Here is a 24,280-nt window from a genome sequence, read left to right as displayed (position 1 = left end):
TCCGCCTCTCTCAGCGCAGCTTGGGGTCGAGAGCGTCGCGGACCGCGTCGCCGAGCATGATGAACGCCAGGATGGTGATGCAGAGCGCACCGGCCGGGAAGAGCAGCATGTGCGGCGCGTTGCGGAAGGTGTCCGCGGCGGCCGAGATGTCGATGCCCCACGAGACGGTCGGCGGCTTCAGACCCACACCCAGGTAGGAGAGCGTCGCCTCCAACGAGATGTACGTGCCAAGGGCGATCGTCGCCACGACGATGATCGGCGCCAGGGAGTTCGGCAGGATGTGACGCAGCATCAGCCGCACGTTGCCCGCTCCGAGGGCCCGCGCCGCGGTGACGTAGTCCTGCTGCCGGGCGGTGATCACCGCGCCACGGGCGATACGCGCGAGCTGCGGCCAGCCCAGCACCACGATGAACGCGACAACGATCCAGACCGATCGGCTCGGGATGACCGAGAGGAAGACCAGGCCGCCGAGCAGGATCGGGATGCCGAAGAAGATGTCCGCGATGCGGGAGACGACCGCGTCCAGCCAGCCGCCGAAGAAGCCGGCCAGGCCGCCCAGGAGCGTGCCGAGCAGCGCGGTACCGAGGGTGGCGAAGACGCCGACGGTGATGGACGCGCGGGCGCCGTAGATGGTGCGCGCGTACACGTCGCAGCCCTGCGTGTCGAAGCCGAAGGGGTGTCCGGAGGTCGGCCCCTGCTGGGACTTCGACAGGTCGCACTGGAGCGGGCTGGTCGAGTCGAACAGACCCGGGAAGATCGCGACGACGACCAGGAAGATGATCAGGATGCCCGAGATGATGAAGATCGGGTTGCGTCGCAGCTCACGCCAGGCGTCCTGCCACAGGCTGCGGGGCACCTCGCGGTCGGTGACGCCCACCGACTCGCTGGACTGCTCCGGCGCGTGGGTGAGGTCTTCCTTCTCGAGCATGTCCTCCACCTCCATGGCACCCAGGGTGGGGGTCTGGGCGAAGGCACTGGACAGCTCGGTGTTCGCGTCGTCGGGGACGCCGTTCGGCTTGTCCGGCTGGTGGTCAGGCATAACGGATCCTCGGGTCCAGGACCGCGTAGAGCAGGTCGACGAGCAGGTTGGCGAGGAGGAAGACGATCACCAGGACGGTCACGAAGCCGACGACGGTCGGCGTGTTCTGACGCAGGATGCCCTGGTACAGGTAGTAGCCCACGCCGTGGATGTTGAAGATGCGCTCGGTGACCAGCGCGCCACCCATCAGGGCGCCGAGGTCGGTGCCGAGGAAGGTGATGACCGGGATCAGCGAGTTGCGCAGCAGGTGGTGGGTGACCACCCGGCGGCGCGGCAGGCCCTTGGCGACGGCCGTGCGCACGTAGTCGGCCTTGCTGTTCTCCGCGATGGTGGTGCGGGTCAGGCGGGCTACGTAGGCGAGGGAGACCGAGGCGAGCACGAAGCCCGGTAGGAGCAGTGACTGGATGGGCGCACCCTCCGGCACGGTCGCGTCAGCGATGCCCCACTTCACTCCGAACAGGTACTGCAGCACGTAACCGATCACGAAGGTCGGGATCGAGATGACGATCAGCGTCATCACCATCACGCCGGTGTCGGCGAGGTGGCCGCGGCGGATGCCGCTGATGACGCCGAGTCCGATGCCGATGACCACCTCGAAGACGAAGGCCACCAGGGCGAGCTTCAGGGTGGTCGGGTAGGCGATCTTCAACAGGTCCGTGACGGCCTGACCGCTGAAGGTGGTCCCGAGATCCCCGGTGAAGATCCCCTTCATGTAGTGGCCGTACTGGACGATGAGCGGATCGTTGAGCCCGAGCTGCTGCCGGATCTGCGCGGCAACGGCGGGGTCGGGAGCCTTGTCGCCGAAGAGTGCGGCAACCGGGTCACCGAGAGCGTGCACCATCGCGAAGATGATGAACGTTGTCCCGATGAACACCGGGATCATCTGGAGCAGTCGTCGGATGACGTAGCGCCCCATGGAACCTCCAGGGATTCGTCGCGGCGGCGGCCGGGAATCCTGTCGATTCCCGGCCGCCGTCCGGCTCGCGCGGCGGTCGGCCGGCGGACCGACGACTTACTTGTTGACGGTGATGTTCGTGTAGACCGGGACGCTGAACGGGTCGAGCATCACGTTCGAAACGTTCGAGGACCAGCCGACGGTGCCGTTCTGGTACCACAGCGGGATCGACGGCAGGTCGGTGACCAGCAGCTTCTCGGCCTGCTGGAAGGTCGAGACGGCCGTGGCCTTGTTGCTGGCCGCGTTGGCCTGGTTGACCAGGCTGTCGAACTGCGGGTTGCTGTAGTGCGAGTCGTTCGACGCCGCGTTGGTGTAGAAGAGCGGCTGCAGGAAGTCCTGAATCAGCGGGTAGTCCATCTGCCAGCCGGTGCGGAAGGCGGAGGTCATCTGCTTGTTCTGGATCTGGTTGCGGAAGTCCGCGAAGGTGCCGATCGGCTTGCCGACACAGGCGTTGGTGTTGCCCAGCGCGTTGTTGATGCTGTTGCAGACCGCGTCGACCCACTCCTTGTGCGGGCCGTCGGCGTTGTAGCTGATGGTCAGCTGGCCGCCGGGGATGCCGCCGCCCTGCTGGATCAGCTGCTTGGCCTTGGTCGGGTTGTACGTGCAGACGGAACCGCAGAGCGTGCTGCTGTAGCCGCCCGCGGCACCGAGCACCGGGGAGGTCCAGTCCGTGGCCGGGGTGCGGGTGTTCTGGAAGATCACCTTGGTGATGGTCGGGCGGTCGATGGCCATCGAGATGCCCTCACGGACCAGCTTGGCGCCTGCGGTGTTCCACTGCGGCTGGTTCAGCGGGAAGGAGATCGTCTGGTTGATGCCGGCCGGCTGGTTGAGGTAACGGCCGTTCAGGTCGGACTGGACCGTCTGCAGTGCGGTGTTGGACAGACCGTTGTCGATGTCCAGGTTGCCCGCCTGCAGGTCCGCGTAGGCGGCGTTCGGGTCGGTGTAGACCTTGAGGTTGATGCCGCCGTTCTTCGGCTTGTAGGCGCCGGAGTAGAGCGAGTTCGGGCGCAACTGCATGCCCGTGCCCTTGGTCCAGGACTGGATGACGTACGGGCCGTTGCCGACCGGCTTGGCCTCCCACGCGGTGGGGTTCGTGAAGAACGACTGCGGCAGCGGGTAGAAGGCCGAGTAGCCGAGGGTGTCCGGCCACAGCGAGAACTTCTGGGTCAGCGCGACGGTGAAGGTGGTGTCGTTGACGACCTTCAGACCGGACATGGTCGTCGCGGTCGGGCTGCCGGTGGCCGGGTGGACGGCGCTGTAGCCCTGGATGGAGGTGAAGAACGGGTCGGTGTTGTTCTGCGCGTGCGGCAGGTACGCGCCCCAGTTCCAGGCGTCCACGTAGGAGCTGGCGGTCACCGGGGTGCCGTCGCTGAACTTCCAGCCCGACTTCAGCGTGATGGTGAAGTGCTGCTGGTCGGTGGTCGTGATCGACTGGGCGTTGGCCAGCTCAGCGGCACCCGTGGTCGGGTTGTAGTGCTGCAGGCCCTCGAAGATCATGTTCAGGACCGCTCCGCCGTTCACCTCGTTGGTGTCGGTCGGGACGAGCGGGTTCTGGGGGTCACCCCACCACGCAGACACGACGCCGCTGGCGTTGCTGCCGGAGCTGGACCCGCTGGAGCTGCCGGAGCTGCTGCTGCATGCCGTGGCAGCCAGGGCGATGGCGATGGCCCCGGCGGCGAACTTCGCTTGCGTGGCTCCACGCATGGACGTGCCTCCTCAGACGTGCGACGTGCTGGTTGCCGTCGTTCGTGGCAGCAGCCGCCCACCCCTGGGCAGCGCTGCCTGAGCTCGCGAGTCGGCGGCCGGGTTCGGCCGCCGCCTGGGTGACCCGAGCGTCGTGGTCTCTACTATCCGTCACTGTCGGCGATGGTTATGACCAAATGACATTTCGGTTTGATCACACGCCCGTGAGCTGGGTCTCGCAACTTGGACGTCACCAGGTGGGTGCAACAGCTGTCGAATCGGACATGAAACACCGCCAGAAGTAATACTGACACCGATATTCGTACACTCCGGCACTGACACTCGGCCGGACCGTCATCACAATGAGTGACAGCCGAACGGCACGGAAAAGCCGCCGGAAGCAGTGCTTCCGGCGGCTCGGTCCTGCTGTCAGCTCGGGCCTTGGCGGCTCAACTGTCGACGGCTCAGCCCTTGGCGGCGCGGCCGCGGGTGCGGGCGCGGGTCTGCGCGTCCAGGATCACCTTGCGGATGCGGACCGACTCCGGCGTCACCTCGATGCACTCGTCCTCGCGGCAGAACTCCAGCGACTGCTCCAGCGAGAGCTTGCGCGGCGGGACGATCGACTCGGTCACGTCGGCGGTCGAGGACCGCATGTTGGTGAGCTTCTTCTCCTTGGTGATGTTCACGTCCATGTCGTCGGCGCGGGAGTTCTCGCCGACGATCATGCCCTCGTACACCTCGGTGCCGGGGTCGGTGAAGAGCACGCCGCGCTCCTGCAGGTTGGTCATCGCGAAGGCGGTGACGGCACCTGCGCGGTCGGCGACCAGGGAGCCGTTGTTACGGGTGGTCAGCACGCCGAACCAGGGCTCGTAGCCCTCGTGGATCGAGTGCGCGATACCGGTGCCGCGGGTCGAGGTGAGGAACTCCGTGCGGAAGCCGATCAGGCCACGCGACGGGACGACGAACTCCATGCGGACCCAGCCGGAGCCGTGGTTCGACATGTTGTCCATCCGGCCCTTGCGGACGCCCATGAGCTGGGTGACGGCGCCCATGTGCTCCTCGGGCACGTCGACCGTCAGGCGCTCGACCGGCTCGTGGGTCTTACCGTTGACCTCGCGGGTGACGACCTGCGGCTTGCCGACGGTCAGCTCGAAGCCCTCGCGACGCATGGTCTCGATGAGGATGGCCAGCGCCAGCTCGCCACGACCCTGCACCTCCCAGGCGTCCGGACGCTCGGTCTCCAGGACGCGGAGCGAGACGTTACCGATCAGCTCGCGGTCCAGGCGGTCCTTGACCTGACGGGCGGTGACCTTGCGGTCCACCTTGGCCGCGGACTTGGCGTCCGCGCCCTTGCCGGTGCCGCCCTTGCCGACCAGCGGCGAGGTGTTGGTACCGATGGTCATCGAGATGGCCGGCTCGTCGACCGTGATCAGCGGCAGCGCGATCGGGTTCTCCGGGTCGGCCAGGGTCTCGCCGATCATGATGTCGCCGATGCCGGAGACGGCGCAGATGTCGCCCGGACCGGCCTGTTCGGCCGGCTTGCGGGTGAGCGCCTCGGTCATCAGCAGCTCGCTGATGCGGACGTTCTGGATCGTGCCGTCGCGCTTGATCCACGCGACGGTCTGGCCCTTCTTCAGGTAGCCCTGCTCGACGCGGAGCAGAGCGATACGGCCGAGGAAGTTGTCGGCGTCCAGGTTGGTGACGTGGGCCTGGAGCGGCGCGTCCTCGTCGTAGGTCGGGGCCGGGACGGACTCCAGAATGGTGGAGAAGAACGGCTCCAGGCTGTCGCTGTCGGCCGGGACGGTGCCGTCCTCCGGCTTGGTCAGCGAGGCGATGCCGTCACGCGCGCAGGCGTAGACGATCGGGAACTCGATCTGCTCCTCGTCCGCGTCCAGGTCGAGGAAGAGGTCGTAGGCCTCGTTGACGACCTCGTCGATCCGGGAGTCCGGACGGTCGGTCTTGTTGATGCAGAGGATGACCGGCAGCTTGGCCTGCAGCGCCTTGCGCAGCACGAAGCGGGTCTGCGGCAGGGGGCCCTCGGAGGCGTCCACGAGGAGCACGACCGCGTCGACCATCGACAGACCGCGCTCCACCTCGCCACCGAAGTCGGCGTGGCCGGGGGTGTCGATGATGTTGATCGTGATCGGGTCGCCACCACCCTTGGGGTGGTACTTGACCGCGGTGTTCTTCGCGAGAATGGTGATGCCCTTCTCGCGCTCCAGGTCGTTGGAGTCCATCATGCGGTCGTCCAGATGCTGGTGGGCGGCGAAGGCGCCGGCCTGCTTCAGCATCGCGTCGACCAGCGTGGTCTTGCCGTGGTCGACGTGCGCGACGATGGCGACGTTCCGGATGTCATTGCGCGTGGGCATACGGAGTACAGTTCTCCCGAATCGACTGGGCGTGGCACCCGCCGAGCACGCTCCGTGCCGCCGGTCCACCCACCGGGCATCTGAACATGCCACGGCTTTGTCCTATGGTACGTGGTTGCGCGCTGACGCTCGCGCGCTGGCTGGCGAACGCCCGATGAAGAGCCCTCTCGCTGCACGGTCGAGCGCAGCGGAAATTGCACAACCCAGGGGCGCGGGGAACTGCGCGACAGGCCACCCACGCGGGTAGAACCCCGAACGCGCAGGGCCATCCGCATGTCAGTGGCCTCTCGCGCAGTTCCCCGCGCCCCTGATGGTGGAGCTTGCCCGTCTGCCGAAAAATGAGCGTCCGTGCCGAAGGCTAGTGCGGCTGCCCCTGGTAGCCGATGTCCTGCCACCTCGGGCTGGCAAGGCCGAACGCACCGATGTTGACGAGGTTGAGACGGGTGCCGACCAGTTCCGGGGTCTGGAAGAGGGGGACGGACGGCGCCGCCTGCCAGATGCGGATGTCCGCCTCGTTGGCCAGCCGGGTGGCGTCCGCCGTGTCCGTGCTGGCCACCGCCTTACTCAGTAGGCCGTCGATCTCGTCGGTGCCCGTGCCGGACAGGTTCTGGCCCACGTTGAGCGAGCCGTCCGGGTTGACCTGGGGCTTCTCGTAGAGCGCGGACTCGTCCGCGATCGGGAAGCGGGAGGCCGGCCAGGTCACCAGGGCCAGGTCGAAGTCTCCGGAGGCGACGTGCTGGGTAAAGAAGGCCGACGCCGGAACGGGCTTCGTGGTCAGGGTGATCCCGATCTGTCCCAGCTGGGACGCAAGCAGCCGGGCGATCGTCGCATCCCGGGCCGAACCGGCGCGGGTGAGCAGGGTCAGGCTCAGCGTGCGGGTGTCCTTGGCCCGGACGGGCGACGCCGCGGCGTTGGCCGCGTCACCGTGGGGGGCCAGCTTCCAGCCCGCCGCGTCCAGCAGCTTCGTCGCCGCGTCCGCGCCCGCTCCGAGCGCCGCGGCGTCGTCCTGGTAGCCGGGCTGGTCGGCGAGGAGCAGGTGATTGCCGAGCGGGACGGCGGGCAGCCGCAGCGGCTTGAGGACCGCGTTCGCGATCGCCTGCCGGTCGATCGCGTCCGCGACGGCGCGGCGCACGTCGGGGTCGGCGAGCAGTCCGTTGGCTCCGTTGAAGGCGAGCTGGAGGTCGTCGGGACCGGCGGCGCGGAGGATCTGGGTGCCGGAGGTCGCCTCGGGCGAGTAGCCGGTGTCGTCGGCGGCCTGACTGAGGTCGGCGATGTCGACCCGGTGCGCGGCGAGTGCGGACGCGGCGGTGTCCGGGGCGACGACGGTGAAGGCGACGGCGTCGAGCTTGGCCCGGTCGCCCCACCAGTGCGGGTTGCGGACGACGGTGAGAGCCTGCGTGTTCTCGTTCTTGAAGGTGAACGGGCCCGCGTCGGCGGTGAGCGCGGTGCGCTGGCTCTGGCTGAAGCTCTGCGGGGTGGCCGTCGCCGCGGCCGGGTAGAGAGGGGTGAACAGGCTCCGCCAGGGCGCGTAGGGCTTGGCGAAGACGACCTTGACCGAGTCCGGCGCTCCGCCCGCGGTGACCGAGGCGATGCTGTCGTAGCCGTCGGTGCGGGCGGTCCCGGCCGCCGCGAACGCGGGGTCGCGTCCGCTCAGCGCCTGCCACTGGCCGACGAAGTCGGCGAGGCCGAGGTGCTTGCCGTCACTCCAGACCGCCTTGGGGTTGAGCCGGTAGACGACGGTCTGCGGCGAGGTGACGGTCTGGTCGGCCGAGACCAGGTAGTCGGGGTCGGTGTTCGCCTTCCCCTGCGCGTCGACCGTGAACAGGGTCGGCAGGACCGCGCTCGCGACCAGTTGGCTGGTGGCGTTCGCGTCGGACTGGAACACGTTGAGAGTGGACGGGACGGCGTCCACCGCCCAGCGCAGGGAGCCGCCGTCGCTGACGGAGGCGCGGTCGGCACGGATCAGGTCGTCGGCGCGGACGGACTGCGCGCCGCCTGAGCAGGCCGCCACCGCGACAGCGACGGCCGCGGCCAGGACGGCGGCGACGGTCTCGCGGTGCGGCACGGAGGAAGCGGGGAAGAGCCGATTGCGGTACACCACGGCCCCACTCAAGAGCCGTTGGCCCCACGATGACTGACGACACGTCGGAAAACACCGCGCGAGCCACTCGATCGGGGCAGCGGATTGCGCCGCCCGGGGGCGCGCAGCCGGATCACCTAATCCGCCAATCGTGAACCAGGCCTTTCCAACTGACGGTGATGAGGGCCACACTCGCTTGCGCGCATTCCTGACACGACATCAGGAATCGATCTTCCATCGCGCGGAGGGAGCACAGGCATGCCCTCGGACATCACCGGCACGACCGGAACCACTGGCACCACCGGAACCGACAGCGCAGGCGCCACCGGACCGGTCGCGCTCACGGAGGCGCACCGGCGCCTGGACGAACTGGACCGCGCCGTGGACGCGACCCGGCAGGCACTGGCGCAGCTGCGCGCCTGCCTCCCGTCGCCGTGCCCGAGCAGGCAGGAGCTCCGTCCGGTCGAGGTCTCCGACACCCCGTACGACCCGGCCATGTGGTGGGACGCGGAGGACGAGGGCATCGGCGGCCACCGCCGCTGACCCCGGCCGACCGGCCCGGCCGACGCCACCCCGGCACCGGAGCCCCACCGCAGCCTGCCGTCAGGCAGCCGCCGCCCAGGAGAGGACGTAGAAGAGCAGTGACCACGGAGATCAGGCCCCCCGAGGCCGCCGATAAAGCCGGCCGGGGGGTCCACTCCCCTGGGCGCGCGACGATCGAGCAACGGCATCTGCGGATCGACCGCTGGTGGGTTCCGCAGCTGGCGACGGCCCTGGGTCTGCTGGCGTTCATCGGCTACTCGACCTGGCGGGCGTTCTTCGGCGTGCACACCGCCTACGCCGCTCCCTACGTCTCGCCGTTCTACTCCCCCTGCCTGGCCGCCAACTGCCCGGCCATGAACGGCGGCGCGGACTGGGCGCTGTTCGGGAGCTGGTGGCGGCTGTCGCCGGCGCTGATCGTGCTGATCTTCCCGCTGGGCTTCCGGCTCACCTGCTACTACTACCGCAAGGCCTACTACCGCTCGTTCTGGAACTCGCCGCCGGCCTGCGCGGTGGCCGAGCCGCACGCGAAGTACAGCGGTGAGACGAAGTTCCCGCTGATCCTGCAGAACATCCACCGCTACTTCTTCTACTTCGCGATCGTGGTCGCCGGGATCCTGACCTACGACGCGGTGCTCGGGTTCCGTGACGCCCAGGGGCACTGGGGCCACATGGGCCTCGGCACGCTGGTGCTGCTCGCCAACATCGTGCTGATCTGGGCGTACACGGCCTCCTGCCACTCCTGCCGGCACATCGTCGGCGGACGCCTGCGGCACTTCTCCAAGCACCCCGTGCGCTACCGGCTGTGGACCTGGGTCGGCAAGCTGAACGCCCGTCACATGCAGCTCGCCTGGGCCTCGCTGATCAGCGTGGGCGTCGCGGACCTGTACGTGTACCTGCTGGCCAGCGGCGCGTTCACCGATCCCCGCTTCTTCTGACCGAGATCCCGAAGACTGAGATCCCGAAGACCTCCGAAGGACTTACGCAATGACCGAGGTGGAGCGCCACGTCTACGACGTGGTGGTGGTGGGCGCCGGCGGCGCAGGGCTGCGGGCGGCCATCGAGGCCCGCGCCCAGGGCAAGCGGACGGCGATCATCTGCAAGTCGCTGTTCGGCAAGGCCCACACGGTGATGGCCGAGGGCGGCATCGCCGCCAGCATGGGCAACGTCAACGACCAGGACAACTGGCAGGTCCACTTCCGCGACACGATGCGCGGCGGCAAGTTCCTCAACCACTGGCGGATGGCCGAGCTGCACGCCAAGGAGGCGCCCGAGCGGGTCTGGGAGCTGGAGACCTGGGGCGCGCTCTTCGACCGCACCAAGGACGGCCGGATCTCGCAGCGCAACTTCGGCGGCCACGAGTACCCGCGCCTGGCGCACGTCGGCGACCGGACCGGCCTGGAGCTGATCCGCACCCTGCAGCAGAAGATCGTCAGCCTGCAGCAGGAGGACTTCAAGGAGACCGGCGACTACGAGTCGAAGATCAAGGTCTTCCAGGAGCACACCATCACCCGCATCCTGAAGGAGCGCAGCCTCAAGGACGGGGAGCGGGTCAGCGGCGTCTTCGGCTACCAGCGCGAGTCGGGCCGCTTCTTCGTCATCGAGGCGCCCGCGGTGGTGCTGGCGACCGGCGGTATCGGCAAGTCGTTCAAAGTGACCTCCAACTCCTGGGAGTACACCGGCGACGGCCACGCGCTGGCGCTGCTGGCCGGGGCGACGCTGCTCAACATGGAGTTCGTCCAGTTCCACCCCACCGGTATGGTCTGGCCGCCGTCCGTGAAGGGCATCCTGGTCACCGAGTCGGTCCGCGGCGACGGCGGCGTGCTGCGCAACAGCGACGGCAAGCGGTTCATGTTCGACTACATCCCCGACGTCTTCCGGGAGAAGTACGCGGAGACGGAGGAGGAGGGCGACCGCTGGTACCAGGACCAGGCCAACAACCGCCGTCCCCCGGAGCTGCTGCCGCGCGACGAGGTGGCCCGCGCCATCAACAGCGAGGTCAAGGCCGGTCGCGGCACCCCGCACGGCGGCGTCTTCCTGGACGTCTCCACCCGGCTGCCCGCGGAGGAGATCAAGCGGCGGCTGCCGTCGATGCACCACCAGTTCAAGGAGCTGGCCGACGTCGACATCACCGCCGAGCCGATGGAGGTCGGTCCGACCTGCCACTACGTCATGGGCGGCGTCGAGGTCGACCCGGACACCGCGTCCTCGTCCGTACCCGGCCTCTACGCGGCCGGTGAGGTTGCGGGCGGGATGCACGGCTCCAACCGCCTGGGCGGCAACTCCCTGTCCGACCTGCTGGTCTTCGGCCGCCGGGCCGGTCTGCACGCGGCCGAGTACGCCGAGGAGCACACGGCGAACCGTCCGGTGGTGGACCAGGAGCAGATCGACGCGGCGGCGGCCGAGGCGCTGGCGCCCTTCGAGGGCAACGGCACCGACGGTGCGGAGAACCCGTACGCGCTCCACCAGGAGCTGCAGCAGTCGATGAACGACCTGGTCGGCATCATCCGGCGAGAGGGTGAGATGGCCGAGGCGCTGCACCGGCTCTCCGGGCTGCGGGAGCGCGCCGAGAACGCCGGGGTCGAGGGCCACCGGCAGTTCAACCCCGGCTGGCACCTCTCGCTCGACCTCCGCAACATGCTCCTGGTCAGCGAGTGCGTCGCGCGCGCGGCGCTGGAGCGCACGGAGAGCCGGGGCGGCCACACCCGCGAGGACCACCCCGACATGGTCGCCGACTGGCGGCGCGTCAACCTGATCTGCTCGCTGGCCGAGAAGCCCGGCCCGGACGGTGCGATCACCGTGCAGCGCAAGGCGAACCCGCCGATCCGCGAGGACCTGCTGGCGCTGTTCGCCGCCGACGAGCTGAAGAAGTACCTGACCGAGGACGAGATGCCGGCCACGGGGCTGCCGCCACAGCGCGCGGAGACCGAGAAGAAGACCGAGAACGGAGCGGAACAGTGAGCTACGAGGCCAAGTTCCGTGTCTGGCGCGGCGACGCCGAGGGCGGCGAGCTGACGGACTTCGCCGTCGAGGTCAACGACGGCGAGGTCGTCCTCGACGTGGTCCACCGCATCCAGGCCACCCAGGCTCCGGACCTCGCGGTCCGCTGGAACTGCAAGGCCGGCAAGTGCGGCTCCTGCAGCGCGGAGATCAACGGCCGCCCACGGCTGATGTGCATGACCCGGATGTCCACCCTCCCGGCGGACGAGACGGTCACCATCACCCCGATGCGCACCTTCCCGGTGCTGCGGGACCTGGTGACGGACGTGGGCTTCAACTACCAGAAGGCACGCGAGATCCCGTCGTTCGTCCCACCGCAGGGGGTCGGTCCGGGCGAGTACCGGATGCAGCAGGAGGATGTGAACCGCTCGCAGGAGTTCCGGAAGTGCATCGAGTGCTTCCTCTGCCAGAACACCTGCCACGTGGTCCGCGACCACGAGGAGAACAAGCCCGCCTTCGCGGGGCCGCGCTTTCTGATGCGGGTCGCGGAGCTGGACATGCACCCGCTGGACGCGGCGTCGGAGTCCGGCCTCGACCGGAAGGCCACGGCCCAGGAGGAGCACGGGCTGGGCTACTGCAACATCACCAAGTGCTGCACGGAGGTCTGCCCGGAGGGCATCAAGATCACGGACAACGCGCTGATTCCCTTGAAGGAACGGGCGGTTGACCGGAAGTACGACCCGCTGGTCTGGCTGGGGTCGAAGATCTCCCGAAGGAAGTAGCGGGGAACACAGAAGCAAGCGGAAGTTGCACCACTCAGGGGCGCGGGGAACTGCGCCCCTGAGTGGTGCAACTTCCCGCTTGCACAGGCTGTAACGTCGCCGAGCACCCCAAGCACTAGGACGGCACCGCGAGTTCGAACCAGACCGCCTTGCCGTTGGGAGTCCTCCTGCTCCCCCACCGGTCGGCGAGCAGGCTGACCAGCTGCAGCCCGCGCCCGCCCTCGTCCGTGTCGCGAGCCCGCCGCTGCCGCGGTTGCGCGTAGCCGTTGTCCCAGACCTCGCAGACCAGGACGGAGTCCCGCAGCAGGCGGAGCCGGATGTCCCCGCGGCCGTGCCGCAGCGCGTTCGTCGCCAGCTCGCTGACCAGCAGTTCGACCGTGTCGACCAAGTCGTCCAGGCCGCACTCGAGCAGCCAGCCGCAGGCGAGTTCGCGGGCGCGGGCCACCGACGTCGGCTCCGAGGGCAGGACCCAGTCGCCCACCGAGTTGCCCGGCAGCGCGAAGACCCGTGCCATCAGCAGGGCGATGTCGTCCTCGCCGTAGTGGGGGTCGAGCTCCGTCAGGAGCTGGTCGCAGAGTTCCTCCAGCGGGCGGTCCGCGCTGCCGAGCGCGGTGCGGAGGGCGGTGAGGCCCTCCTCCAGGTGGTGCTTGCGGGACTCGACCAGGCCGTCCGTGTAGAGGCCGATCAGCGCGCCGTCCGGGAGTTCGACGACGACCTCCTCGAACGGCTCGCCGCCCACGCCGAGCGGGACGCCCTCGGGGACGTCCAGCATCAGCGCCGGGGTCGGGCCGCCCGCCGTGGGGTCGACCACGACCGGGGGGAGGTGACCCGCGTTGGCGATGGTGCAGCGCATGGTGACCGCGTCGTAGACCGCGTAGACGCAGGTGGCGAGGTAGAGCTCGGCGGACTCGCCGTCGTCGGAGTCCGGGTCGGCGCTCAGGCCGCGGGCGATCTCGTCGAGCTGGGTGAGCACCTCGGCCGGGTCGAGGTCCAGCATGGCCAGGGTTCTTACCGCCGTGCGGAGTTGGCCCATCGCGACGGCCGCGCGCAGGCCACGGCCCATCACGTCGCCGACGACCAGCGCGGTGCGGTTGCCGGGCAGCGGGATGACGTCGAACCAGTCGCCGCCGACCTGCGTGCCGCTGCCCGCGGGGCGGTAGCGGCAGGCGATCTCCAGACCGGACGCGGCCGGGTTGCCGGGCGGCAGCAGCGACCGCTGCAGGATCAGCGCGCGCTCGTGCTCGCGGCGGTAGAGCCGGGCGTTGTCGATGCAGACGGCGGCGCGGGCGACCAGCTCGGTCGCGATCGCCACGTCACGGGTGTCGAAGGTCTCGCTGCCCTTGGCCCGGGAGAGCTGGACCAGGCCGAGGACCTTCTCGCGGGCGACGATCGGGATCACGATGGCGCTGTGGATCAGCGGGTTGGGGTCCGGGTTGCCCGGACCGGAGAGGGTGAGGCTCCGACCGGTGCGCAGCGCCTTGGCGTACGGCGAGCGCGGCGGGTAGCAGAACGTTCCGCCGACCTCCGGCGCGGGCGTGACCGCGGCCTCGTGGTGGACGGTGCTGGCGGAGGCGACCCGGCGCAGGTCGCCGGTACCGTCTCCGTCGTCCACCCGACGGCCCTCGGCGTCGGCGGTCAGCACACCGTTGTAGAGGTCGACGGTGGCGACGTCGCAGAAGGCGGGGACAGCGATGTCGAGCAGTTCGCGAGCGGTGATCTCCAAGTCCAGGGTCGAACCGATGTGGGCGCTGGCCTCGTTGAGCAGGGCGAGGCTGCGCCGGGCGCTGGCCGCCTCGCGCTCGGCCCTGGCTCGGCCGGTGACGTCGACGATCTGACCGGCCACGCCCATCGGCCGGTCGGCGGCGCTGAGCAGCCGGTAGAGCGAGATGGACCAGCGACGGCGGCCGGGACGGCTCGGCAGTTCGCCGGTGAAGCTGAGGTCGACCACCGGGTCGCCGGTCCGCAGCACCTCGGTCAGGGCGCGGGCGATCCGGGCGGCGTCCTTGGCGGGCATCAGCTCCTGGACCGTCATGCCGGCGAGCGTCCCCGGGTCCACGCCGAGTGCGGCGGCGAAGCTGTCGTTGACGCGCTGGACCCGGCCGTCCTGGTCGAAGAGGACGAAGCCGGTCGGGGCCTGGCCGAAGATCGCCTCCGAGGCGGCGATCTCGGTCTCCAGGGTTCGCAGCTTGCGCAGGTCGACGGCCATGCAGACGACACCGGACCGGCCGTCGGCGCCCTGGGAAGGCATCAGGTAGAGCTCGGCGAGACGCTCCTCGCCGTCACTGTCGCGGTAGGGCGCGGTGCCGACCCACTCCTTGCCGGCCAGGACCTCCGTCATCCGCTCGCGCCCCTGCCGCCACTGCTCGCGCGGGGCGAAGGTGGTCACCGGGTCGCAGCCGATGGCGTCCTCGGCCGAGAGGCCGAAGAACTGCTCGGCCCGGGAGCTCCACTGGCTGATCAGGCCGTCCTCGTCGAGCGAGAACGCGGCGATCCGTATGTAGTCGTAGATCGTCCCGAGTTCGTCGTGTCCCCACTGGGCGGACACCGCGGAACCAACGGGCGCCTCACCGGCAGGGTGCGGGATCCCCGAAGCGGCGTCCGGCGCCGGCGCGGTGACGGGCCTCGGCGCGAACGCGTCAGCCACCGCTGCGTCGGGTGCTGTGCGGGCCTGGTCTGCCTCGCGTGACGGCGTGTCGCTCAACTACCGACTCCTCCGGCGATCGGCGCGTGGGTGTCGCGTTCCGAGTATTCATCATCCCGGCGGCGCCGCATACGCCCCGAGCGCACCCAACATCAATTCGAGCGACGATGCGTCACACGTGCTGGCTGCGCGGGTGTTCATACGACCGCCCGGCACCGGAACCTTACGCCTCGCCGGTGAGCAACGGGAGGGTTGTTGATCAACTAGCGGGTGTATCGGGTGCCACGTTCGGGGGTGACAGCAGTCGTCAGCGGCCCGGACCGTCCGGCAGCGTCTGCTCGAACCAGACGACCTTGCCGCCGCCCTCGGCGCGCGTGCCCCACCGGTACGCCAGCCGGTGGACCAGCTGAAGGCCGCGACCGCCCTCGTCGGTACCGGCCGCCTCACGCTCGCGCGGCGGGTCCGGCAGCGGGTCCGCGACCTCGACGACCAGTGTCGTGCCCTGCAGCAACCGCAGCCCGATCGGGGCGCTCGCGTATCGGACGGCATTCGTCACCAGCTCACTGACCAGCAGTTCCGCCGTGTCCAGCAGCGGTTCGAGGCCCCACTCGCGCAGCGTGGCGCGGACCCGGCGGCGGGCCAGCGCGGGTGCGGACGGTTCGGCGCACAGCGTCCACTCGACCTGCCGCTCGGCGGCCGGTCCGGGTACGCCGCCCAGGCGCGCCAGCAGCAGTGCCACGTCGTCCGGCTCCTGTCCCTGGTCGAGCGTCCGTACCACCGCTTCGCACGCGTCCTCGACGGAGGCGTGCGGAAGCTCAAGGACGGCGCTCAGTCGGCGCGTGCCCACGTCGATGTCCTCCGTGCGCGACTCGACCAGGCCGTCGGTGTAGAGCGCGAGCAGCGACCCCTCCGGCACGGTCAGTTCGGTCAGTTCGAACGGCACCCCGCCCACGCCGAGCGGAGCGCCGGACGGCAACGCCAGCACGTGCGCCGTCCCGCCCGTCAGCGCCATGCGCCCGCCGTCGGTCTTCCGCGCGTCATCGGTCTTCCGCGCGTCCCCGCTCCGGGCCGCGTCCCCGCGTGGGGCAGCGGTTTCGGCCGGGGCCGCGGCTTCCGCCGGGGTGATCAGCAGCGGCTCGGTGTGACCGGCCTTGGCCAGGTGCAGGGCGCGGGTCGCCGGATCGTAGACGGCGTAGACGCAGGTGGCGATGAGCGCCTCCTCCGGCCCCTGGGCAAGGTCGTCGGCCAGGTCGTGAACGTGCTGGAGCAGCCGGTCCGGTGGCAGGTCGAGTCCGGCCAGCGTGCGCACGGCCGTGCGCAGCCGTCCCATGGTCGCGGCGGCGCGCAGCCCGTGGCCCATCACGTCGCCGACCACCAGCGCGGTCCGCCCCTGCGGCAGCGGGATGACGTCGAACCAGTCGCCGCCAACCTCCGTGCCACTGCTGCCCGGGACATAGCGGTAGCCGACCTCCATGCCCGGCGGCTGGGCCAGCGACTGCGGCAGCAGGCTGCGCTGCAGCATCAGCGCGGCAGCGCGCTCACGGGCGTAGAGCCGGGCGTTGTCCAGCGACGCACCCGCGCGGTCGGCCAGCTCCGACGCGAAGGCGACGTCGTCCTGGTCGAAGCCCTCGCGCCGCCCTGCCCGGTCCAGGACCAGCAGTCCGAGCACGATGCCGCGGGCCCGGAGCGGCACCACCAGCAACGAGTGCACGCCGAGCCGGTACGCGGCGCGGACGCGTGGATCGCCCTGCGCGGCCGTGTCGTCCAGCTGCGCCGAGGCGTCCAACTGCTCCGGCAGGCCGCTCTGCATGACGCGGGCGAAGAGCGAGCCCTCGGTCATGGTGATCTGGCCGCCGGGTGTCTGCATGGTCTCGGCGTCCGGGCCGGGGTCGATCGCCGCGGTGCCCGACATGACCAGCCGGGCAAGCCGGGTCTGCCGGTGGCGGGGCAGGTCCGCGCCGTCGACGACCGCCTCCAGCAGCGCCACACCGGCGTGGTCGGCCAGTCGCGGCACCAGGGCCTCGGCCAGCTCCTGGGCGATCAGCTCGCCGTCGAGCAGGTCGCCGATCCGCGAGCCGACCTCGTTGAGCAGCGCCAGCCGCTGCCGGGCGCGTTCGACCCTGGCCACGGCGCGGTACCGGTCCGTGACGTCCATGACCATGCCGGTCAGCCCGAGGACGTTCCCGGCCCGGTCCTGCAGCCGCGAGTAGGACGCCGAGCGGTAGCCGGGCTCCGACGGGTCGGCGCTGGTGACGGTCAGGTCGATCACCGGCTCCCCCGTCGCCAGCACCTGACGCTGGATGGCCATCACCTCGTCGGCGGCCAGTTGTGGCAGCGTCTCCCCTGTGGTCCGGCCGAGATGGTCCGCCACGGGGAGGCCGTTCATCCGGGCCAGCGTCTCGTTGACCCGGACGTAGCGCAGCTCCCGGTCGAAGATCGCCAGCCCGAGCGGGGACTGCTCGAAGAGCGCGTCCTGGACCGCGAGTCCCTGCTCGACGTCGCCCAGCGCGGCGGCGTCGGCGAGACGGCAGAGCAGGTAGGGGACTCCGTCGCCGTTCTCCAGCAGTGAGAGCCGGCACTCCAGCCGGACGCCGTGCCCGTCGTGGTGCCGCAGCACGACCGTCCCGACCCAGGACTCCCCGTCCCGCAGGACGCCCGCGATCGCCTCGTGGACCTGTTTGGTCAGCTCCGCGTCGTCGTCGAAGAGAATGTCCAGGCCGCGACCGACCAGGGCGTCGCTGGGCCAGCCGACCAGCTCCTCGGCTGCCTGGCTCCAGAGCATCACCCGGCCCTGCTCGTCCAGCAGCGCGATGGCGACCCGCACCACGTCCAGCAGGCTGCCGCGGCGGGCGCGCTGCTGCGCCGCGTCGGCCTCCCGGCCGACCGCGAGCGGGTCCGGGAACGGTGCGGGCCCCTGGCCGCGCGAGCCTGCCCCGCCCGCGACCGGCCGGCCCCCGCCGCCCGTCGCCGGCCTGCGGCGCAGGCGCGCACGCGCGTCAGCTTGCCTCACGTCTCCCCGTCCCGGCCGCCTACTCGGGAAGGCGGCCGGATACTGACATACCCAGCCAAACCTCGCCGTACCCCGCCGTACGGGTCAACTTGGGGAAGAAAAACGATCATGGGGTGATGGGCTTCGCGCTGGGCTCGGTCGGGGTTCGTTCGGGGCTCTGCAGAGGGGGCGTGACCTGGGCGTTCGGTCTGTCTCTGACTCTTTCGGAGAACTCTCTCGGAGAACTTCTTCGGAGCACCCGCCCAGAGCACTCTCTCAGGGCGCTCCCTCGTGGCTGATCGCGGGTCCGCTCCCGAGCAGGCTTCGGACGTGTGGCAGGGCGAAGCGGTCCTGTCGGAGCCAGTCGACCGTGTCGAGCTCGTCCGCCGTCACCCAGCGCAGTTCGTCGTGGTCCTGCAGCGGCTCCGGCTCGCCGCCGACCAGCCGGGCGGACCAGATGTGCAGTTCCAGCCCCGGCCGGACCTCCCAGGCGCCGGGCAGCCGGGAGAGCGCCCGCGCCTCGACGCCCAGTTCCTCGCGCAGCTCCCGCTCCAGCGCGGCGGGAACCGTCTCACCCGGCTCGACCTTCCCGCCGGGGAACTCCCACCGGCCCACCAGCGCCTCCGGCGCGGACCGCCGCGCGGCCAGCACCCGCCCGCGCCCGTCCAGCAGCGCGGCGCCGACGACGACCCGCGGCACGGCGGCGTCCGGGGTCTGCGGGCCGCGCGCGGGCCGGTCGGAAAGGGTCACGACAGCGGAGTCTAGTGCGCCGCTCTGGTCAGCTCCCTGCCTCGGACGGGACGAAGCGGTAGCCCGAGCGGCGGACCGTCTCGATCACGCCGCGGTGGGTGGGGCCGAGTTTCCGCCGCAGCCGGGCGACCAGCACGTCGACCGCGCGGCCGGAGCCGATCGGCTCGAAGTCCCACACCGTCTCGATCAGCAACTCGCGGCTCTGGACCTGGTGGGGATAGGCCATCAGATGGGCCAGCAGCTCGAATTCGAGGAAGGTCAGCGGCTGGCTCCGGCCGTCGAGCACGACGGAGCGGTGGTCGGGGTCGAGCCGGATCCGCAGCGACGGCCGTGCCGAATCCCTAGCGGAGGTCGTGGTCGTGGTCCTGGTCCTGGTCGTCGGCGAGGTCGCGGGCGAGGTGGGGCTCAGCGAAGGCAAGAGCGCGGAGCGCACGAGCTCGGCGGGAAGGCCCGACCGGTCCGTCAGACCGATCAACTCCCCTGACCGCAACCGGTCCAGCAGTTCCGCCGGGAGCTGGTCGGCCGGTATGAGCATCAGGACGCCGACCAGCGGCGGCGCTGCGGACGCCAGGTCCGGCGCGGTCGGCTTCTGTGGCCGGCCCACCGGATCCAGGACGGGAACCAGTGCGGCGAACGGAGACCGCGACTCGGCCCGCGCCCGCCTCGACCGCTCAGAGATCCTCATCTCGCACCGCCCTTCCGATAGGCCGGGCCGGAACGCTCAGCCCTGCTGACCCTGACCCTGACCTTGCCCCTGCTGCCTCTGGTTGCCGTTCCCGCCGCTCTTCCGACCGCTTTTCCGGCCGCCTCCCCCGTGCGCCCCATGGACACCCGTGTGCTTCCCGGAGTTCGCGCCCGGTCCGTGAGACGCGTTCCTTCCCGCCGCGCTCGACGCACCGGACCGCTGCTGCGATGAGGCCGACGGCGTCGACCCTGCTGCGGACCCGGGCGACCGCGTCGATCGGGTCGACCGGGTCGACCGTGGTCCCGACGGGGCGGTGGTGGGCCGCTGGGGTGGTTGTGACCGGCCCGCCGGCAGCGACGTCGGGGCCGTCACCGAGACGCCCGGGTGCCGCGACGTCCGTGCAGCGCCCACGAGTTGCGTGCCGAGCAGACCCACGCCCGCCGCGATCACGGCGACCGCCGCCGAGGCCGGGATCACGCGCGACCATCGCCACGCCCCTCGCTCGCGCCCATGCCCATAGCCCTGCCCATGCCCGTGCTCGCGCTCGGACGAAGACCGCCACGGACCGGCCGGGTTCCGTGCCGCCGACTGCTGCCGGGAAGCAGCGAGGAAGGCTGCGAGGGCCGCATCCTCGCCGTCGAGCTCGTCCTGGTGTGCTGGTGCGGCTGCTGCGGCGAGCAGTCGGGCCAGCATGCTGTCGTCGTCCATGTCACTCTCTTTCAGCGCCACCGGCCCGAAAAACGTCACTCGGCACCGATCGCACCACCTGCACAGCCGAAAGGGCACGTGCTGCGGGCCCGGCCTGAGCGCCGCCCGGCGCCGGATCGAGCAGCGTGGCGAGGCGACGCAGCCCCCGGTGCGCCGCGGTCCGCACCGCGCCCGGCCGCTTGCCCAGGACCCGCGCCGCGTGCCGGGCGTCGAGGCCGAGGACCACCCGCAGGTAGACGGCCTCCGCCTGGTCGGCCGGGAGGCACGCGATCAGCTCCAGTGCGCTCGTCGTGGCCAGCGCGTCCAGTGCGGATCCGGCGGTGTCGTCCGGACCGGGCCACTGGATCAACGCCTCGGGCCCCGCCACTGTCAGCGGCCTGCGGCGGCAGGTGCGGAGGTGGTCCAGCGCGCGGTGCCGGGCGACGGTCAGGCACCAGGCCTGTAACCGCTCCCCGTCGCCCCGGAAGCGCGGCAGGTCCCGCACGATCTGCAGCCACGTCTCGGACGCGACGTCCTCGGCGTCCTCTCCGACCAGCACCCGCAGGTAGCGCAGCAGCGGTGGGTGCACGGCGCGGTAGAGGACGCGGAACGCCTGTTCGTCACCGTGCCGGGCGCCGTCCAGTGCCGAGGCCAGGTCCACGACGCATCACGGTCCCCCCTGCGCGGACTTCTCCCCGACGGCCGTCGCACGCAACGCTGCTGATCAGGCATCAGATCACGACTGTAGCCCAGGAGTCGGCGCACTGGGCACCCCTCGACGTCGCCGTCTCGGGACGTGGGCTACGCCTGCTCCTCCGCGCGCGCCTGCCCGTCGCGTTCGACCCAGTACAGCTGCTTGTGCCCGCGCGCCTCGAACACCGCCGCGTCGGCCTCGGCCTGCGCGCGGTCGGCATGGCGGGCGACGACGTAGCGGTTGCCGTTGTCGTCCTGCCGCATCAGCACCCACTCGTCCGCGTGGTCCTGCCCGATCTGGCCGAGGTGGCGGATGTTCTCCTGGTCGTCCGGCTCCTCGCTCGGCGTCCCGTCGAACCATGCGTCGAGAATCTCCGCCAGCACGGCGGGCGAGGTCAGCCGGAGGCTCAGCGCCAGCACGTTGGCGTCGTTCCAGCGCCGCGCGCCGCCCGCGGTGTAGGCGTCCGTGCAGAGCGCGGCCCGGACGCCGGGCACCTTGTTGGCCGCGATGGACGCGCCGGTGCCGGTCCAGCAGCAGACGACGGCCTGGTCCGCGCGCCCCTCGACGACGTCGAGCGCGGCGACCTCGGTGCAGTACGCCCAGTCGTCCTTCTCGTCCGGCTGCAGCGCGCCGTGAGGCGTCACCACGTGCCCGCGCCGGCGCAGCTCGCTCACCAACTGCCGGGCGATGCCTTCGTCCATGTCCGAGGAGACGGAGATCCGCATGGCGGCAGCGTAGCGATCGGTCGGCGGCCCGCAAGTCCGGGCCGCAAGCCGACGGCTCGCAAGTCCGGGCCACAAGCCGGCGGCTCGCAGGTCCGGGCCACAGGTCCGGGACCCGCCGACCACCGTGGCGCCGGAGGGCTACGCGGCGGTGAGCCATCCTGCCGTCGCGGGGACCGGGGCCGGGGTACCGGCCGTGTCGGCCTGCGCCTGCGCGGCGACCTCGGCCGGGGAGAGCGTCCGCGGCCAGACCTGGATGTCGGCCAGCGCGCCCTGCCAGTCGTCGGCCCACTGGTTCGAGTAGCGGGCGCGGCCTAGCTCCACCGGGGTGCGTGAGGCGATCATGCCCGGCACGCGTGCCGTGGCCGCCTGGACGCCGTCGACGTAGAGGGCGATGGTGTGCGCCTTGGCGTCGAAGACGCCGGCCAAGGTGGTCCAACGGCCGGTCGCCACCTGGCTCTTGGAGAGAGCCATGACCGTCTTCCCGGCAGCCGCCGCGGTCTGCACCTTGAAGACCCAGCAGTTGTGGGCGGCGCCCGTGGAGTTCTCGCGGCCCAGGAAGAAGGAGTAGAACGCCCCGTTGCCCTGCGAGACGGCCGCCTCGGACTTCGCGGGCCCGTCACCGCGGACGACCGACGCGACGGTGAAGCCTGCGGCCGTGTCGACCGTCGCCGTCACCGCTTGGGCGTAGCTGGTGTCCTTACCGGCCAACGCCATTGCCGGGCCGGTGTGTCCGGCCTGAACGCCCACCGTGGCCGCCGGGCCGAGGAGGAGACCGGCCGTCGGCGAGATGCTGCTGGGCACGGACGGCGACGGCGAGACCGGAGCAGTCGACGCGGTCGGTGAAGCGGTGGCCGAAGGCGAACCGCTCGTCACGGACGGCTGCGGGTCGGCAACGGCCTTGCTGTTTCCCGGCCCCCGCAGGACCAGCCCGGCAGCGACCCCTCCCACGACGACGAGCACGCCCACCGCGCCGGCCACGATGCGCAGCATCGACTTCCGCCGCACCGCTCGGTCGTGCTCATCGGCCAGCGTGGCCCAGTCCGGCTGCGGCGCGGGACGAGGCGACGTCGCCGGCCTCCCCGGGTCCCACCCGCCCTGCTGGCCACCCCAACCGCCCTGCCCGCCCCAGTCCCCGCTCACGCCCGTCCCCGTTTCCCCTCGCCTTGCACCTGCCCGCCGCACTATAGGCGGCCGACCCCTCAGGGGTCCTCCCCGGACCGGAAGGTGAGGCAGGCCCTCCGCACCCGTGGATCGCCACCGGGGCGGCAGCCCTGCGGCGCGGCGCGCCAAGTCCGGCTGTTCGACGATCTGCACCTTTTCGCATGCGCCGAGACTTCACACAACCTCCGTGCTCTGCACACAGATCGCGTTGTTCTGCTTACCGGAGCTCTGACAGCCTTGAACGAGTTGCCGGGCTGGCCGGAGCGGCCGACCGCTGTGCCGAAGTCCTCCGAACAGCGCCGACCGGACATCCACGATCGAGAACACGGGGGGCACCATGCGATGGACCGACAAGAACGGAGTCCGGTGGCGGATACGCCGTCACCGCCTGGCCGGACAACGACGCATCAAGCCCGAGTGGGCCTTCGACCTGATGCCCGGCGGGCCGACGGACGATCCGATCTCGATGATCCTCGCCCTGCCCGGAATGCTGGTTCTCGTCGCACTGCTCCCCCTCTGGCTGACCGAGTGGCTGATCCGACTCCTGCTGACGCCGTTCGCAGCACTGCTGCGGCTCACCGGGCAAGTCCCCTACCGCGTCGAGCTGGTACGCAACCGCGACGGCGTCTCCGCCCACACCCCCCGCGGCTACCGCGAACTCCGCCGCACTCTGACCGCCCTGCGGCAGCGGAGCTGACGGATCATCAAAGTCGGAGCCGTGCCCGCGCCACACCGAACCGGACGAGCGCCGAGTGTCGCAGCCGTGCGACTCCCCATTTCAGGACGACCAAAGCCCCGACGGAACCAAAAGAGGCCGCTGTATCCAGCACGGAGCCAGCACCGTCGGCGCGTTCGCGAGGCTGGTCGGGACACAGACGTGCTGCACACCCGTTCCCCAAGCCGACGCCGATTTCCTGCGCCAGCGTCACGCCTCAACGGTCGGCGTAGTGGCCGTAGACCCGGGCGATCTCCAGTACGTCGCCGTTCACCCGATACACGAGCCGGTGTTCCTCCGTGATGCGCCGCGAGCACCAGCCCTTCAGTGCGCCCTTCAGCAGCTCGGGCTTTCCGAGGCCGTTGCCATCGTCCGGGTTCCGCTGGATGTCCGCGATCAGGAGGTTCACGCGCTTGAGCGTGCGCCGGTCGGTCATGGCCCACTGCGCATACTGCTCCCACGCGCGGGTGGAGAACATGACCTTCACTCCGTCGCCTCCGGGTCGATCAGGTCGCGCATCGTCCCGCGCCCGGCATCCAGCTCGGCAACGGACTCCATCAGCTCAGCCGCGGTGCGCGCATTGCTGAGCAGATACATGGTCTCTATCCACGCCTCATAGTCCGACTCCGCCATGAGGACGGCGTTCCCCTGCTTGGAAGCGATCCGCACCGGCGCGTGATCGTCGTTGACCTTCTTGAGCAACGGAAAGAAGTCCCGCCGCGCCTCGGTTCCAGTGATCGTCATGAGTGTCGCCCCTCTCGCGCCAATCGCTCCCACGCCTTGTACCTAAAACAGTACACTCCCGGTACCGAATTCGGTACCTCACGACGAGACGAGCCGTGAGG

The 24,280-nt window shown here is 70.5% G+C and carries 18 protein-coding genes and 1 pseudogene; 5 read left to right on the top strand and 14 right to left on the bottom strand.

What is annotated here, in order from left to right; genetic code table 11:
• Positions 1–10 precede the first annotated feature (10 nt).
• From ABH940_RS05015 to ABH940_RS04995, 5 genes are all read right to left on the bottom strand, one after another.
• Complete coding sequence (locus ABH940_RS05015; RefSeq protein WP_370061202.1) at positions 11–1,039, bottom strand: ABC transporter permease; 1,029 nt, start codon at positions 1,037–1,039, stop codon at positions 11–13.
• On the bottom strand, positions 1,032–1,955 hold the full coding sequence (locus ABH940_RS05010) for an ABC transporter permease (protein ID WP_370061204.1): 924 nt from the start codon (positions 1,953–1,955) through the stop codon (positions 1,032–1,034). The genes ABH940_RS05015 and ABH940_RS05010 overlap by 8 nt, the downstream gene beginning before the upstream one ends.
• A 96-nt stretch (positions 1,956–2,051) precedes the next feature.
• The gene (locus tag ABH940_RS05005; RefSeq protein ID WP_370061206.1) at positions 2,052–3,698 is read right to left on the bottom strand and encodes an ABC transporter substrate-binding protein; all 1,647 of its coding nucleotides are present in this window, start codon (positions 3,696–3,698) and stop codon (positions 2,052–2,054) included.
• A gap of 443 nt (positions 3,699–4,141) precedes the next feature.
• Entirely contained in the window at positions 4,142–6,046 is a 1,905-nt protein-coding gene (gene typA / locus ABH940_RS05000) for a translational GTPase TypA (RefSeq protein ID WP_370061208.1), read from the bottom strand.
• Between the two features lie 358 nt (positions 6,047–6,404).
• Complete coding sequence (locus ABH940_RS04995; protein ID WP_370061210.1) at positions 6,405–8,147, bottom strand: ABC transporter family substrate-binding protein; 1,743 nt, start codon at positions 8,145–8,147, stop codon at positions 6,405–6,407.
• 237 nt (positions 8,148–8,384) lie between these two features.
• On the opposite strand from ABH940_RS04995, the gene ABH940_RS04990 reads away from it, so the two are divergent.
• From ABH940_RS04990 to ABH940_RS04975, 4 genes are all read left to right on the top strand, one after another.
• Entirely contained in the window at positions 8,385–8,669 is a 285-nt protein-coding gene (locus ABH940_RS04990) for a hypothetical protein (protein WP_370061212.1), read from the top strand.
• Positions 8,670–8,767: 98 nt separating this feature from the next.
• Positions 8,768–9,604 carry a hypothetical protein gene (locus ABH940_RS04985; RefSeq protein ID WP_370061214.1) on the top strand — a complete coding sequence of 279 codons (837 nt, stop codon included), beginning with the start codon at positions 8,768–8,770 and terminating at the stop codon, positions 9,602–9,604.
• Between the two features lie 49 nt (positions 9,605–9,653).
• Positions 9,654–11,627 (top strand): fumarate reductase/succinate dehydrogenase flavoprotein subunit, encoded by a 1,974-nt coding sequence (locus ABH940_RS04980; RefSeq protein WP_370104439.1) that lies wholly within the window; start codon positions 9,654–9,656, stop codon positions 11,625–11,627.
• Complete coding sequence (locus ABH940_RS04975) at positions 11,624–12,388, top strand: succinate dehydrogenase/fumarate reductase iron-sulfur subunit (RefSeq protein WP_370061218.1); 765 nt, start codon at positions 11,624–11,626, stop codon at positions 12,386–12,388. Before ABH940_RS04980 ends, ABH940_RS04975 begins: the two co-directional genes overlap by 4 nt.
• A 115-nt stretch (positions 12,389–12,503) precedes the next feature.
• On the opposite strand, the gene ABH940_RS04970 is transcribed toward ABH940_RS04975, so the two are convergent.
• From ABH940_RS04970 to ABH940_RS04940, 7 genes and pseudogenes are all read right to left on the bottom strand, one after another.
• The gene (locus ABH940_RS04970) at positions 12,504–14,972 is read right to left on the bottom strand and encodes a SpoIIE family protein phosphatase (RefSeq protein ID WP_370061867.1); all 2,469 of its coding nucleotides are present in this window, start codon (positions 14,970–14,972) and stop codon (positions 12,504–12,506) included.
• A 364-nt stretch (positions 14,973–15,336) separates the two neighbouring features.
• Positions 15,337–18,039 carry a SpoIIE family protein phosphatase gene (locus tag ABH940_RS04965; protein ID WP_370104436.1) on the bottom strand — a complete coding sequence of 901 codons (2,703 nt, stop codon included), beginning with the start codon at positions 18,037–18,039 and terminating at the stop codon, positions 15,337–15,339.
• Between the two features lie 255 nt (positions 18,040–18,294).
• On the bottom strand, positions 18,295–18,768 hold the full coding sequence (locus ABH940_RS04960; RefSeq protein ID WP_370104435.1) for a (deoxy)nucleoside triphosphate pyrophosphohydrolase: 474 nt from the start codon (positions 18,766–18,768) through the stop codon (positions 18,295–18,297).
• Positions 18,769–18,796: 28 nt separating this feature from the next.
• A complete protein-coding gene (locus ABH940_RS04955; protein WP_370061225.1) occupies positions 18,797–19,372 on the bottom strand; it encodes a winged helix-turn-helix domain-containing protein in 576 nt (191 codons plus the stop codon).
• A gap of 790 nt (positions 19,373–20,162) precedes the next feature.
• Entirely contained in the window at positions 20,163–20,801 is a 639-nt protein-coding gene (locus tag ABH940_RS04950) for an RNA polymerase sigma factor (RefSeq protein WP_370061227.1), read from the bottom strand.
• 326 nt (positions 20,802–21,127) lie between these two features.
• Positions 21,128–21,559, bottom strand: a pseudogene (locus tag ABH940_RS04945) (RpiB/LacA/LacB family sugar-phosphate isomerase); the annotation flags it as partial.
• Positions 21,560–21,697: 138 nt separating this feature from the next.
• Positions 21,698–22,699, bottom strand: coding sequence for a LamG domain-containing protein (locus ABH940_RS04940; RefSeq protein WP_370061230.1), 1,002 nt, complete (start codon positions 22,697–22,699; stop codon positions 21,698–21,700).
• A gap of 358 nt (positions 22,700–23,057) precedes the next feature.
• Between ABH940_RS04940 and ABH940_RS04935 the strand changes: the two genes are divergently transcribed.
• Positions 23,058–23,417 (top strand): hypothetical protein, encoded by a 360-nt coding sequence (locus ABH940_RS04935; RefSeq protein WP_370061232.1) that lies wholly within the window; start codon positions 23,058–23,060, stop codon positions 23,415–23,417.
• 235 nt (positions 23,418–23,652) lie between these two features.
• On the opposite strand, the gene ABH940_RS04930 is transcribed toward ABH940_RS04935, so the two are convergent.
• Together ABH940_RS04930 and ABH940_RS04925 are read right to left on the bottom strand one after the other, a co-directional pair.
• On the bottom strand, positions 23,653–23,922 hold the full coding sequence (locus ABH940_RS04930) for a Txe/YoeB family addiction module toxin (RefSeq protein WP_370061235.1): 270 nt from the start codon (positions 23,920–23,922) through the stop codon (positions 23,653–23,655).
• Positions 23,919–24,179 (bottom strand): type II toxin-antitoxin system Phd/YefM family antitoxin, encoded by a 261-nt coding sequence (locus ABH940_RS04925; protein WP_370061237.1) that lies wholly within the window; start codon positions 24,177–24,179, stop codon positions 23,919–23,921. The genes ABH940_RS04930 and ABH940_RS04925 overlap by 4 nt, the downstream gene beginning before the upstream one ends.
• Positions 24,180–24,280 lie beyond the last annotated feature (101 nt).

The organism is Streptacidiphilus sp. BW17, from assembly GCF_041262485.1.
GTDB lineage: Bacteria > Actinomycetota > Actinomycetes > Streptomycetales > Streptomycetaceae > Streptacidiphilus.
The sequence above is the reverse complement of the archived record's forward strand: the minus strand, read 5'-3'. Positions and strand labels throughout refer to the sequence as shown.